This is a genomic window from Mesorhizobium sp. 2RAF21 (assembly GCF_052115345.1).
Classification (GTDB): Bacteria; Pseudomonadota; Alphaproteobacteria; order Rhizobiales; family Rhizobiaceae; genus Mesorhizobium; species Mesorhizobium terrae.
This window is the reverse complement of the sequence record NZ_JBFRGM010000006.1, coordinates 293514-307131: the sequence shown is the minus strand read 5'-3', so window position 1 is coordinate 307131 and position 13618 is coordinate 293514. Positions and strand designations below refer to the sequence as shown.

The following is a 13618-nucleotide window of genomic DNA, read 5'->3' as shown; positions in this document are numbered from 1 at the left end:
CGTGGCACTTCCCTCCACCCTTTCCGGCCAGTCTCGCGTGATTGCTGAAACACCAGCAGCACTCGGTGCCACATTCCCGCGCGACTTTCTGTTTGGTGTCGCGACCGCCGCCTATCAGGTCGAAGGCGCGCTCGCCGAGGATGGGCGTGGTGAATCGGTCTGGGATCGATTCCTGCGAGAGCCCGGCCGCGTCGTCGACGGCAGCGACGGTTCCGTCTCGGCCAACCACTATCATCGCTGGCGCGAGGATCTCGGCATCATGACCGAACTGGGCCTCAGCGCCTATCGCTTCTCCGTCTGCTGGTCCCGGGTCCAGCCGACCGGCAGCGGCGCGGTCAATGAAGCGGGCCTCGGTTTTTACGATCGGCTCGTCGACGGTCTTCTGGAACGGGGCATCGAACCCATCGCCACGCTTTTCCATTCCGACATGCCCGCCGCGCTGATGGAGAACGGAGGCTGGTGTGCGCGTGAAACCAGCACACGCTTCGCCGACTTCGCAGAACATGTGGCACGGAGGCTCGGCGACCGGGTCCGCAGCTGGTTCACCATTGCCGAGCCTTATACGCTGATGCGCCACAGCTATGTGCTTGGCGAGCATGCGCCGGGCTTTCGACTGTCGACCGGCGCGGCGCTGCCGGTGATGCATCACCTGCTTCTCGGCCATGGCCTGGCGACAAGGGCGATCCGCGCGCATTCGAATGCCAGAATCGGCCTGACCAATCATTCCTCACCCTGCCGGCCCGCCTCGAATGCTCCCGAAGACAGAGCCGCGACCGTCCTGTTCGATGCGCTGCGCAACAACCTCGTCACCGATGCCGTTCTGCTCGGCCGCTATCCGAAGGAACTGGAGGCCCTGCCCGACGCCAACTGGTCCGCGGTGCGGGAAGGCGATTTGGACATCATCAAGGCGCCGATCGACTGGCTCGGTCTGACCTATTTCCACCCGCTCACGGTCACCGCGCTGAAACCCGCTGCCACGCCCGCCCTTGAGCCTTTCGAGGTTGAGGTGACGGGCGGCGCCGCGGAAACAACGATGGGATGGCCGATCGTGCCCAGTGGCCTCGGCGAGGTCCTGACCGCCCTCCGCGACCGTTACGGCGATAAGCTGCCGCCTGTCGTCATCACCGAAAATGGCTGTTCGATGCCAGACCAGCTCTCCGAAGACGGCCGTGTCGACGATCCGGGGCGAATTCGCTTCCTGTCGGGCCACCTGCAGGTGCTGACTGAAGCGATGCGGTCCGGCATTCGTGTCGATGGCTACTTCGTCTGGTCGTTCCTGGACCATTTCGAATGGGAACTTGGCTACACCAAGCGGTGGGGCATCGTGTATGTCGATTTCGCCACCCAGCAGCGAACGCTGAAATCGAGTGCCCGCTGGTACCGGGAGCTGATCGAGAGCTGGCGCTCCGCCACCGGCCAGGTTTGAAAGATCGACAACCGTTTCTGCCGACAAGAGACAAAAAGATGAGCCCACGCCCGAAAACCATCGCCGAAATCGACACGCCTGCCGTGCTGATCGATCTCGACCGCGCCGAGCGCAACATCGCCCGCGCCCAGGCTGCTGCCGATGCGGCGGGCGTGAAGCTCAGGCCGCATATCAAGACGCACAAATTGCCCTATTTCGCGAAAAAGCAGGTCGAAGCCGGCGCCGCCGGCATCACCTGCCAGAAGATCGGCGAGGCCGAGGTGATGGCGGATGCCGGGCTGACCGACATCTTCCTGCCCTACAACATCATCGGCAAGGCGAAGCTGGAGCGGCTGCTGGCCCTGCATCGGCGCGTGACGCTTTCGGTGACCGCCGACAGCGCGACCACCGTCGCCGGGCTCGCTGAAATGTTCACGGACGCTAGCCGCCCGCTGAAAGTGCTGATCGAATGCGACACGGGTGCCGCCCGCTGCGGCGTGCAGACGGCTGAGCAAGCGCTGACGCTGGCAAAGCAGATCGCTTCGGCGCCCGGCCTGACCTTCGGCGGCCTGATGACCTATCCCGCCGCCGGCGCGCCGGAAGCCGCGGAAACCTGGCTCGCCGACGCCCGCGACCTGCTGGCAAAGGAAGGCTTCGCCTGCGAGACCGTGACCAGCGGCGGCACGCCCGACATGTGGCGCAGGCAGGACGCAGCCATCGTTACCGAATACCGGCCCGGCACCTACATCTATATGGACCGCTACCAGGTCGAGAAGGGTGCGGCCAGCGCGGACGATTGCGCGCTGACCGTGCTCGCCACCGTCGTCTCCGCACCAACGCCGACCCGCGCCATCCTCGACAGCGGCTCGAAGGCACTGTCGAGCGACCTGCTCGGCCTGCCGGACCATGGCGAACTGGTCGGCATCCCCGGCGCGCGCGTCACGGCCTTGAGCGAAGAGCATGGCAAGGTCGAACTCAGCGGCGGCGCCAGGCTTGCCGTCGGCGACCGCGTGCGCGTGTTGCCCGACCATGCCTGCGTCGTCACCAATCTGTTCGACGAGGTCTATCTGATTTCCGGCGACCGCGTCGTCGACATCCTGCCCGTCGCCGCGCGCGGCAAACTCTCCTGAACCATTTCTGCAGACGAACCTTACCGGAGCCGACATGACCGAGACCAAGAACCCCTTTGCCGGCGACGCCGACCGCGCCTTCATCTGGGAGATGCTGATGCCGCGCGACTTCGAGGCCTTTGCCGCGCAGGATTGGTCGATGGTGGCCAATGATTTCGACGAGGTGCGCTTCCTCGGCATCCATGCCCACAATTCTCCCAACCAGGACGATTGGAACGCCGCCTTCCCGACGCTGCAGGCCTATCGCGACGAATGGCTGCGCCAGGCGGCCGAATCCGCCGCCGTCGCCTATGCCGAGCCGTTGCCATCGGCCCTGCTCAAGGCGGTGACGCTCAACCGCATCGAGATCAACGGCAATGTCGCGGTGGCGCACAAGAAGTTCGACGGCACCGTGCCGCTGGCCGATGGCGGCAGCGACCGGCTGAACTGGCAGACGCTCTATTTCTGCCGCAACGATGGCGACCGTTGGCGCATCGCCGGCTTTGTCGGCTACATGAAATACCGCTGAGGCGGTTGCGGGCATCGCCTTGCCCGGCAAGGCGATGACACCCAAAACGTAGCGCTGCACGGGCAGTTTATTAACTGGCGCTGGAATAGGCTTTCAGCGGCCGTGCCATCGGCCATCGACGCGTCCTGCATTCCGCGGGCGCGTAGCAGAGCCGAGGAATGTCCGTGCAACGCCATCCTGGATCGGAAGGCCGCCTTGCCAATGCCGCCAGCTTCGCGGACGGGGCGCCGGCATGTCGCTGAAAAATTCGGCCAAGCGGTTTCTGAAACATGGCGCCATCCGCGCTGGCCTCGAAGGGGTAGCCCTGACCAGGGCAGGTGCGCTGTGGCCGGCGGCGGCGGGTCGCGGCGTCATTCTCACCCTGCATCATGTGCGCCCAGCCCGGCGCGGCGGCTTCGACCCGAACGCGACGCTGTCGGTGACGCCTGAATTCCTGGACGAGGCGATCCGGGTCTGCGTCGGAACCGGCCTGACGCCGGTGGCGCTGGACGATCTGCCGGCACTGCTCGCCGACAGGCAGGACAAGCGCCGCTTCGTCGTGTTCACGCTGGACGACGGCTTCCGCGACAATGCCGAGCATGCCGCGCCGGTGTTCCGCCGGCACCACGTGCCCTACACCATCTTCATCGCCAAGGGCTTCGTCGAGCGCACCCGCTCCATATGGTGGGAGACCGCCAAGGTGCTGACCCGCTCGAAGGACAAGTTCGAATTCGACTTCGGCGGTGGCGGCGAGACGGTGCTGACCGACACGCCAAGCCGCAAGCAGGACGCCTATGAGCGCATCGTACACTACGTCCACTCAAACGACGAAGACGTTGCGGTGGCGCAGATCGACCGGGCCGCGCGCTCGCGCATGATCGAACCGCTCTCCATCGTCGACCAGTTGATCATGAACGCCGACGAACTGCGCGCGCTTGCCGCCGACCCGCTCGCCCGTTTCGGGGCCCATACGCAGACCCATATCAACATGGCGCGTGTCGGCGCCGACCGCCTCGCCGACGAGATTTCCGGGTCGATCGCGGCGGTGGAAACCTATATCGGGCGCCGGCCGACGACCTTCGCCTATCCCTATGGAACCAAGGTCGCGGTGACGCCACGCGAATTCGACGCGGTGGCCAAGGCGGGCATCCAGCTGGCGGTGACGACGCGGCCCGGCGTGCTCGACGCGACCAGCCTGGAGCGACCGACGGCGCTGTCGCGGGTCTCGCTCAACGGCCACTACCAGAAGCGGCGCTATGTGAAGGCGCTGCTGACCGGCATTCCGTTCCGCCTGCTCTAGATTCATCCCTCTGCCGGCAACTGCCCTTCATAGCGGGCGCGCGGGCGGATCGGCTTGCCCGAAGCGATCTGTTCGATGGCATGCGCAGTCCAGCCGACGCTGCGGCCAAGCGCGAACAGCCTGATCGGCGCGTCGGCGGGCAGGCGATAGGACCGGGTCAACGCCACCAGCGCGAAATCGATCGTCGGCTCGCTGCCGGTCGCGGCGTGCGCTGCATGACGCAATTCCTCGACATTGTCTTCCAGCACCATGTCGGCCAGCAGGCCGGCGGCGCGCGGGTCGCCATTCGGGTAGAGCATGTGGCCGAAGCCCGGCAATGGCCGGTCATGGTCGATCCAGCGCGCAATGGCGGCTTTCGCGCCAAGCCGCGCCGCATCGTCCACCAGCATGGCGACGGCTTCGGCGGCGGTGCCGTGGCGTGGGCCATAAAGCGTCGAAAGACCGGCCAGAAGACAGGCGGCCAGCGGCGCGCCGGTCGAGGCGGCCACCCGTGCCGCGAAAGCCGAGGCGTTGAGCTCATGGTCAGCCACAAGCACCAACACCCGGCGGATCACCTCGGTCGCCGGTTCGACACGCCAGCCCCTGGCAAGCCTGGCATGCACCGGCTCGGTTCCCGGCGTCGCGCCGAGCGCGCCGGCAAGGGCCGCGATCGCCGGCATCGCGTCGGCCTGCAATGCCGTTGCCGTGCGCCCAAGCGAAGGCTGTCCCTTCGCGGCCAAGGCCGCGAGCACGGCGAAAGCCTGGGCGAGGCCCGTCTCGGTCGGAGCGCCCGATGTCGCGAAACGCGCCGGACCATCGGCCGCCCACAAAAGGCGCGCCGCTTCCTCCAGTGTCGCTGTACGGGAAAACTCCACCGCATCCTTGCCGCGATAGATCAGCCGACCGCCGATCACCGTGGAAATGGCGGTGGCGAAAACCGGTTCGCCCCAGGCCACCGCGCTTTCGGCGATCGCCGAAACCCGCCGACCGCGGGCGCGGCGCGTGGTCAGAGCAGCGATGTCCTCGGAACGATAGAGGCTGCGGCGCGGATCTGCCGGATCGGGCCGCATGCCGATCTGGCCGCGACTGACATAGGCGTAAAGGGTCTGCGGCCGCACGCCCAGCCTGTCCAGCGCTTCGTCCCGGGTCAGCCAGGCATTCATATTGATTCTCTTGATCAAGATTGATGACAATCAATAGCAGCATTATCTCGTCTCGAACAACGATCAAGGAGACGGACGATGACAAGCGGGCTCGACGACGTGATTGCAGCCGAAACCGTGCTATCCGAGGTCGACGGCCTCGGCGGCCATCTCACCATAAGGGGCTATGCCCTACGCGACCTTGCCGGCCACCGCGACTTCGCCGGTGCGGTGCACCTTCTGTTCGACGGCTTCTTCGCTGACCTGCCGGATGCGAAGGAACTGGCGGCGCGGCTTGGCCAGGCACGCGTCGAGGTGTTCGAGCGGATCGCCCCGCTGCTGCCGACCCTTGCCAAATTGGATGTCTATGACGGCATGCGCGCCGGCACAGCGCTGATGCCGGACGGCGCCACATTGGACGATGCACTGAGGCTGGTCGCGGCGCCTGCGGTGTTGACCCCCGCATTGCTGCGGCTGCGCCAGGGCAAAACGACGGTCGCGCCCGATGCCAAGGCCTCCCATGCCGCCGACATGCTGCGCATGCTGGCCGGCAAACCGGCGAAACCGGAACTGGCGGCTGCGCTCGACGCCTATCTCGTCACGGTCTGCGATCATGGCCTCAACGCCTCGACCTTTGCCGCGCGCGTGGTGGCCTCGACCCAGGCCGGCCTGACCTCCGCGACACTCGCGGGGCTTGGCGCCTTGAAAGGCCCTCTGCATGGCGGCGCGCCCGGCCCGGTCATCGCCATGCTGGATGCCATCGCCGCCTCCGGCGACGCCGCCGGCTGGATCTCAAAGGAACTGGCCGCAGGCCGCCGCATCATGGGCTTTGGCCACCGCATCTACCGTGTACGCGACCCGCGCGCCGACGTGCTGAAGAGCGTGGTGCGCCGGCTCGGTCCCGATGGCGAGGCCGGACGCCGCCTGGCTTTCGCCGAAACGGTCGAGCAGGCAGCGCTTGCCGCGCTGAAGCGCGCCAAGCCCGATCGTGTCCTGCAGACCAATGTCGAGTTCTACACCGCGCTGCTGCTCGAGGCGGCGGGGTTCCCGGAAGAGGCTTTTACCTGCGTCTTCGCGGCCGGACGCACGGCCGGCTGGATCGCGCATGCGCGCGAACAGCTGGCGACGGGCCGTCTGATGCGCCCGCAATCGCGTTATATCGGGCCTGTGCCGGACCTTGTCGCCTGACCGGCGACGGCGTCAGACCCCTTCGACCAGAACGATCTCGCCGTCCGCCACCTTTTGGCGGATGGCCACGGCACGCTGATATTCGGGCGAATGGTAGCAGTCATGCGCTACCTGCAGCGATTCGAATTCGATGATGACATTGCGGCCGCGGCCCTGCCCTTCGGCCTTTTCGTGCTGGCCGCCGCGCGCCAGGAACTTCGCGCCAAACCGGTCGAAGGCAAGCTTCGAGGCCTCGACATAGGCCTTGTAACCCTCCGCATCGCGCACATCGACGCGGGCGATCCAATATCCCTTGGGCATCTGCTTCTCCTCGCTCTCCGCCGCGCCGTCCAGATGCGGTTTCATCCAAGTCAGAGCCGAGTTACCGCCGTTGCGCAAGCCCTTGCGTCAAAGCGGTGATCCACTTCGTCGCCAAGTTTGTGGGCCAAAGGCTCAGGCCGAGCGCATCTCCGCCAGGATCGCCTCGGCCGCGGCCTTGCGGTTCGATGCCGCGACGATCGGGCGTGCCACGACGAGATGGCTGGAGCCGTTGCGGATCGCATCCGCCGGCGTCACCACGCGCTTCTGGTCGCCACGGTCGGAGCCCACGGGGCGGATGCCCGGCGTCACCACCGCCATCGCCGGACCGACGATCTTGCGCACCGCCGATGCTTCCTCGGCCGAGCAGACAATGCCACCCATGCCGGCGGTCAGCGCCTGTTCGGCGCGGCGCAGCACAAGCGTATGCGGGTCATATTCATAACCGGCGTCGATGACGTCCTGCTCGTTCATCGAGGTCAGCACCGTCACCGCCAGCAGGCACAGATTGCTGCCCTTGGCCGCCTCCACCGCCGCGCGCATGGCCTTGGGGTAGGCGTGAAGCGTCAGCATGGTCATGCCCATCTTGACGATGTTCTCGACGCCCTTGGCCACGGTGTTGTCGATGTCGAGCAGCTTCATGTCGAGGAAGATCTTCTTGCCGTCCTCGGCAAGCTCGCGGGCGAAGTCGAGCCCGCCGGCAAAGGCGAGCTGGTAGCCGATCTTGTAGAAGGAGACGGTGTCGCCCAGTTCGCGCACCGCCTTCTCGGCCTCGGTCAGGGTCGGAAGGTCGAGGCCGACGATCAGCTTGTCGCGCATATCGCTCATATGTCTCCCCTGGCTGACAGCATTCGGGCGCGTTCGATCAGAACCTGCGCAACGATATCCATGGCATGGCGCAACCGCTCGTCGGCGAAACCGCCTTCTGCATCGAAAGCGCTGCCCCCGTTCGGCACCGAGCATTCCGGCGTCACGATCTCCATATGGCAGCGTACCAGCACCGCGCGCAGATGGTTGATGGCGCGCACGCCGGCATGTTGGCCCTTTGACGACGAGCACAGCGCCACCGCCTTGCCGGCCAGCGGCTTCAACTGCCGGCCGCCGTCATGCCTGACCACGCTTACCCAGTCGATGGCATTCTTGAGCAGCGGCGGCAGCGACCCGTTATATTCCGGCGTGGCGATGAGCAGCCCGTCATGCGCGCCAATCATGCGCGCCAGCTTCATGACGTTTTCGGGGATGCCCTCTTCCCGCTCCAGATCCTCGTCGAAGATCGGCATCGGATAATCAGCCAGCGAAATGCGGGTCACGTCGGCGCCCTGCAAGGCCAGCGCCTTCTGCGCTGCGTCGGCGGTCCTGCCGCTGAACGCGCCGCTACGGACCGAACCCGCGAAGACGAGAATTTTGGGGATCATCAGGCGACTGCCTCCTTCGCCTTCCTATGGCGAAGCGAGGCACAAATCAACGCCAAGACCGATCTCAGTTCCTGGCCGGACGGCGGTAGATCCAGAGCCGGGTCGGCGGAATGTTGCGCAGCACGAAATGGAAGTGCTCCACCGTGTAGTTGCCGCGACCGGGCGGGATCGGCGACAGCGGGCCATAGCACAGTTGCACGATCGGCCGGCCGGCCGGGATGCGGTCGAGCAGGCTCTCGATGTAGCGGATGCGCTGGTCGACCGGGAAATTGAGCAGCGGCACGCCCGTCACCACCGAATCGAAGACAACGTCCTTGTGCTCGCCCAGCGTCGCGTCGAGATTGAAGGCATCGCCCTCGATGACGTTCACGCCGGGATAGAGCGTGCGCAGATGGCGCACGAAATCGGTCGAATATTCAACGGCGTAGAGGTTCTGCGGCTTGATCCCGCGCGCCAGGATGGCGCGGGTGATGACACCGGTGCCAGGCCCGACCTCGAGCACCGGCAGCCCGGAGTCCGGATTGACGATCGAGGCCATCTTGCGCGCGGTGACCGAACTGGTCGGCACGATGGAACCGACGGTTTTCGGCTTGTCGATCCACCCTTTGAAGAATTTCAGCTCGTCGTCGAACTTTTCAGCGAGCGACTTCCTCAGTCCCGGACCTCTTCCCATCAAGCTCTCCCGACCGGCTCCCCCCGGAACCCACTGTTCAGACGCTACTTACCAGTTACGCCGGGGTAGACAAGGTATCCGCCCACCAATGTCGTGGACAAGACAGAATTTGTCGCCCTCAACGCTCGCTGAAGGATTCGAAGAAATCCTTCATCCGCGTGAAGAAGCCGCTCGACTGCGGGCTGTTCTCCTTGGACGAAAGCTGTTCGAACTCCTCGAGCAGTTCTCGCTGGCGCCGGGTCAGGCTCTGCGGCGTCTCGACCGCTGTCTGGATATAGAGGTCGCCGATCTGCGTCTGGCGCAGCACTGGCATGCCCTTGCCCTTGAGCCGGAACTGGCGGCCGTTCTGGGTGCCTTCCGGCACTTTCACGCGGGTCTGCGAACCGTCAAGCGTCGCCACCTCGAAGGAGCCGCCGAGGGCGGCCGTCGTCATCGAGATCGGCACCTTGCAATAGAGGTCGGCGCCGTCGCGCTGGAAGAATTCATGCGGCTTGATGGCGAGGAAAATGTAGAGATCGCCCGTCGGACCGCCGCGCAGCCCGGCCTCGCCTTCGCCGGCCAACCGGATGCGGGTGCCGTCCTCGATACCGGCCGGGATGTTGACCGACAGCGAGCGCTCCTCGGTGACACGGCCCTGGCCGGCGCATTTCGGGCACGGGTCCTTGATAGTCTGGCCGCGGCCCTGGCACTGCGGGCAGGTGCGTTCGATCGAGAAGAAGCCCTGGCTCGCCCGCACCTTGCCGTGGCCGTGGCACATCGAACAGGTGACCGGCTGCGTGCCGGGCTTGGCGCCCGTACCCGAACAATCGGTGCAGGACAGCGATGTCGGCACGCGGATCTGCGCGGTCTTGCCGGCAAAGGCCTCTTCCAGGCTGATTTCCATATTGTAGCGCAGGTCGGCGCCACGCTCGCGCCCGCCGGACGAGCGACGGCGGCCGCCGCCCATCATCTCGCCGAAGATATCCTCGAAGATGTCGGCGAAGCCGCCGGCTCCAAAGCCGGCACCGGCGCCATTCATGCCGCCATTTTCGAAGGCGGCGTGGCCGAAACGGTCATAGGCCGCGCGCTTCTGCGGGTCCTTCAGCGTCTCGTAGGCTTCGTTGATTTCCTTGAACTTGTGCTCGCAAGCCGCATCGCCCGGGTTGCGATCGGGATGGAACTGCATAGCGAGCTTGCGGAAGGCGCTCTTGAGTTCCTTCTCGTCGGCGCTTTTTTGCACGCCGAGCGTTTCGTAGAAATCAGCTTTCATCGAGAGCCTGTTCCAATCCCGCTGACTAATGGCTCAAGCAACAGCCAACGTCCTTGCGCATTGTTTTGACCAGTCAACTAAAGAAGACTGATCTCCGATTTAGTAACGATGCGGTGGCAATGCCAGTACCGGCAAGGAGACGCCGCAATTTTCCAGTGCATGGTTGCAAAAAAGCCCGGCTTGGCGCCGGGCTTTTCTGAATTTTGGGCCGTCAGGCCACTTAGGCCGACTTCTTCTTGTTCTTGTCGTCGTTCTCGTCGATTTCCTCGAAATCGGCGTCGACTACATCCGAGTCCTTGGCAGCGTCCGCCTTGGCGTCGGCCTCGGCGGCTTCCTTCTGCGAAGCCTCGTACATGGCCTGGCCGAGCTTCATCGAGGCTTCGGTGAGCGTCTGGCTCTTGGCTTCGATCTCGGCGGCGTCGTCGCCTTCGGCGGCGGTCTTCAGCGCGGCGATGGCGTCGGCGATCGCGGTGCGGTCTGCCTCCGAAACCTTATCGCCATAATCCTTCAGCGACTTCTCAGCCGAATGGACCAGGGCTTCGGCCTGGTTGCGGGCTTCCACCAGCGCCTTGCGCTTCTTGTCGCTCTCGGCATTGGCCTCGGCGTCCTTGACCATCTTCTCGATGTCGGCGTCGGAGAGACCGCCAGATGCCTGGATGCGGATCTGGTGCTCCTTGCCGGTGCCCTTGTCCTTGGCCGAGACGTTGACGATGCCGTTGGCGTCGATGTCGAAGGTCACCTCGATCTGCGGCACGCCACGCGGCGCCGGCGGAATGCCGACCAGGTCGAACTGGCCGAGCATCTTGTTGTCGGCCGCCATTTCACGCTCGCCCTGGAAGACGCGGATGGTCACCGCGCTCTGCGAATCCTCGGCGGTCGAGAACACCTGGCTCTTCTTGGTTGGGATCGTGGTGTTGCGCTCGATCAGGCGGGTGAACACGCCACCCAGCGTCTCGATGCCCAGCGACAGCGGGGTCACGTCGAGCAACAGCACGTCCTTGACGTCGCCCTGCAGAACGCCGGCCTGGATGGCGGCGCCGAGAGCGACGACTTCATCCGGGTTGACGCCCTTGTGCGGCTCCTTGCCGAAGAACTGCTTCACAACTTCCTGGACCTTCGGCATGCGGGTCATGCCGCCGACCAGAACGACCTCGTCAATCTCGCCGGCCTTGAGGCCCGCATCCTTCAGCGCCGCCTTGAGCGGCTCGACGGTGCGCTGGATGAGATCATCCACGAGCGATTCGAACTTGGCGCGGGTCAGCTTCAAGGTCAGGTGCTTCGGACCGGAAGCATCGGCGGTGATGAAGGGCAGGTTGATTTCGGTCTGGGCCGAGGACGACAGCTCGATCTTGGCCTTTTCAGCGGCTTCCTTGAGGCGCTGCAGGGCAAGCTTGTCGTTCTTCAGGTCGATGCCCTGTTCCTTCTTGAACTCGGCCGCCAGGTATTCGACCAGGCGCATGTCGAAGTCTTCGCCGCCGAGGAAGGTGTCACCATTGGTCGACTTCACCTCGAAGACGCCATCGCCGATTTCGAGCACGGAGATATCGAAGGTGCCGCCGCCAAGGTCGTAGACGGCGATGGTCTTGCCGTCCTTCTTGTCGAGGCCGTAGGCAAGGGCTGCCGCGGTCGGCTCGTTGATGATGCGCAGCACTTCCAGGCCGGCGATCTTGCCGGCATCCTTGGTGGCCTGGCGCTGGGCGTCGTTGAAATAGGCCGGAACGGTGATGACCGCCTTCTCGACCTTCTCGCCGAGATAGGCTTCCGCCGTTTCCTTCATCTTCTGCAGGATCATTGCCGAGATCTGGCTGGGCGACTGGTTCTTGCCGCCGGCATGGACCCAGGCGTCGCCGTTGTCGCCATTGACGATCTCGTAGGGGACGAGCTTCTTGTCCTTGGCGGTGACCGGATCGTCGTAGCGACGGCCGATCAGGCGCTTGACCGCGAAGACGGTGTTTTCAGGGTTGGTGACCGCCTGGCGCTTGGCCGGCTGGCCGACGAGGCGTTCGCCGTCGCCGCTGAAGGCGACGATCGAAGGCGTGGTGCGCGCGCCTTCCGCGTTTTCAATGACCTTGGCGTCCTTGCCGTCCATGACGGCGACGCAGGAATTGGTTGTTCCCAGGTCGATGCCGATTACTTTTGCCATCTTGTCTAGTCTCTCCACTAAGCAGGCTTTCAAGGACCCTGTCAGGCGTTCCGGCGAAAGCCCCTGTTCACAGAAATTCCGCGCCAGACCGCCTTCAGGGGCGGGCCGCACGGTTGCGGCGTATATAAGAACAGGTCGCCCGGCACGCAAGCATTCTGCGTTGTGGCTTTTCCACTGCCTGTCGCGGCCGGAAAGATACCGCCCTCACCATACAACGGCCGGTGATAACCCAGCAAACCAAATGGACGTGGACAACGGGCTAGGATAGGGTCCGGCGATCTCAGCAACGTCTTCCCGCCCTTGGAAATGCCCTCCCAGCCCGTTTCGCGCCTGTTCGCCCTCGCCCAGAAATGCATCTACGCGCTCGCCATCGTGACGTTCGTGGCCGGCTGTACGACGGCGACGCCGCCCGAACAGCTGCTGGCCGTGCCGGCTCCCGCGCAAAAATATGCCGCCATCGTGGTCGACGCCAAAACCGGCGGCACGCTGTTCGAGGCCAATTCGACGACGCCGCGTTTTCCGGCCTCGCTGACCAAGATGATGACGCTCTATTTGCTGTTCGAAGCCTTGGAGAGCGGCCGCGTCACCAAGCAGACGCAGATACCGGTCTCGGCCAATGCCGCCTCGCAGCCGCCGACCAAGCTGCGCTTCCGGCCGGGCGAGACGATCGACGTCGATTCCGCCATCCGGGCGCTGGTGGTGAAATCCGCCAATGACGTCGCCGTCTCGGTGGCGGAATATCTGGGCGGCAGCGAAGAAGCTTTCGCCGGCACCATGACCGCCAAGGCGCGCCAGATCGGCATGCGTGCGACCACATTCCGCAATGCATCGGGCCTGCCTGACGATGGCCAGCAGACCACGGCGCGCGACATGGCGGTGCTGGGACTGGCGCTCAGGGCGCGTTTCCCGCAGCACTATCACTACTTCTCCGCCTCCGACTTCATGTTCCGTGGCAAGCTGGTGCGCGGCCACAACGACATGCTGGGGCGTGTGCGCGGCGTCGACGGCATCAAGACCGGCTATATCCGCGCCTCCGGCTTCAACATCGTCACCTCCTACGACGCCGACGGCAAACGCTTCGTCATCGTGGTGATGGGGGCCGATACCGCACGCCAGCGCAACGCCCATGTCGAAACCCTGTTGCAACGGGCCCTTTCCCCTTCGTCCGACAAGGCGAAGCTGGTGTTCAACGGCGCGCAATAGCGCCTGA

At 64.9% G+C, this 13618-nt stretch carries 13 protein-coding genes; 6 read left to right on the top strand and 7 right to left on the bottom strand.

All coding sequences use genetic code 11. The features are described from left to right. The first annotated feature begins 1 nt into the window (after position 1). From AB4136_RS12460 to AB4136_RS12445, 4 genes are all read left to right on the top strand, one after another. Positions 2–1426 (top strand): GH1 family beta-glucosidase, encoded by a 1425-nt coding sequence (locus AB4136_RS12460; RefSeq protein WP_024922612.1) that lies wholly within the window; start codon positions 2–4, stop codon positions 1424–1426. Between the two features lie 38 nt (positions 1427–1464). Further along, entirely contained in the window at positions 1465–2535 is a 1071-nt protein-coding gene (locus AB4136_RS12455) for a D-TA family PLP-dependent enzyme (protein ID WP_024922611.1), read from the top strand. 34 nt (positions 2536–2569) lie between these two features. After that, complete coding sequence (locus AB4136_RS12450; RefSeq protein WP_024922610.1) at positions 2570–3043, top strand: hypothetical protein; 474 nt, start codon at positions 2570–2572, stop codon at positions 3041–3043. A 232-nt stretch (positions 3044–3275) separates the two neighbouring features. Then, positions 3276–4322: a polysaccharide deacetylase family protein gene (locus AB4136_RS12445; protein ID WP_024922609.1), complete on the top strand. Its 1047-nt coding sequence runs from the start codon at positions 3276–3278 to the stop codon at positions 4320–4322. A 2-nt stretch (positions 4323–4324) separates the two neighbouring features. Here AB4136_RS12445 and AB4136_RS12440 read toward each other — a convergent pair whose 3' ends face one another. After that, positions 4325–5464 carry a citrate synthase gene (locus AB4136_RS12440; RefSeq protein ID WP_024922608.1) on the bottom strand — a complete coding sequence of 380 codons (1140 nt, stop codon included), beginning with the start codon at positions 5462–5464 and terminating at the stop codon, positions 4325–4327. A gap of 78 nt (positions 5465–5542) precedes the next feature. Between AB4136_RS12440 and AB4136_RS12435 the strand changes: the two genes are divergently transcribed. After that, the gene (locus AB4136_RS12435; protein ID WP_024922607.1) at positions 5543–6631 is read left to right on the top strand and encodes a citrate synthase/methylcitrate synthase; all 1089 of its coding nucleotides are present in this window, start codon (positions 5543–5545) and stop codon (positions 6629–6631) included. A 12-nt stretch (positions 6632–6643) separates the two neighbouring features. Here AB4136_RS12435 and AB4136_RS12430 read toward each other — a convergent pair whose 3' ends face one another. The 6 genes from AB4136_RS12430 to dnaK form a co-directional block, all read right to left on the bottom strand. After that, positions 6644–6931, bottom strand: coding sequence for a DUF1330 domain-containing protein (locus AB4136_RS12430; RefSeq protein WP_024922606.1), 288 nt, complete (start codon positions 6929–6931; stop codon positions 6644–6646). Positions 6932–7063: 132 nt separating this feature from the next. Further along, positions 7064–7756 (bottom strand): orotidine-5'-phosphate decarboxylase, encoded by a 693-nt coding sequence (gene pyrF, locus AB4136_RS12425; protein ID WP_024922605.1) that lies wholly within the window; start codon positions 7754–7756, stop codon positions 7064–7066. Beyond that, positions 7753–8343 (bottom strand): NADPH-dependent FMN reductase, encoded by a 591-nt coding sequence (locus AB4136_RS12420; RefSeq protein ID WP_024922604.1) that lies wholly within the window; start codon positions 8341–8343, stop codon positions 7753–7755. Before AB4136_RS12420 ends, pyrF begins: the two co-directional genes overlap by 4 nt. A 64-nt stretch (positions 8344–8407) precedes the next feature. After that, positions 8408–9016: a phospholipid N-methyltransferase PmtA gene (gene pmtA, locus AB4136_RS12415; protein WP_024922603.1), complete on the bottom strand. Its 609-nt coding sequence runs from the start codon at positions 9014–9016 to the stop codon at positions 8408–8410. Positions 9017–9134: 118 nt separating this feature from the next. Next, positions 9135–10265 (bottom strand): molecular chaperone DnaJ, encoded by a 1131-nt coding sequence (gene dnaJ / locus AB4136_RS12410; protein WP_024922602.1) that lies wholly within the window; start codon positions 10263–10265, stop codon positions 9135–9137. 220 nt (positions 10266–10485) lie between these two features. Continuing rightward, positions 10486–12408, bottom strand: coding sequence for a molecular chaperone DnaK (dnaK, locus tag AB4136_RS12405; protein ID WP_024922601.1), 1923 nt, complete (start codon positions 12406–12408; stop codon positions 10486–10488). 306 nt (positions 12409–12714) lie between these two features. Between dnaK and AB4136_RS12400 the strand changes: the two genes are divergently transcribed. Continuing rightward, positions 12715–13611, top strand: a complete 897-nt coding sequence (locus AB4136_RS12400; protein WP_024922600.1) for a D-alanyl-D-alanine carboxypeptidase family protein — start codon at positions 12715–12717, stop codon at positions 13609–13611. The last annotated feature ends 7 nt before the right edge of the window (positions 13612–13618 follow it).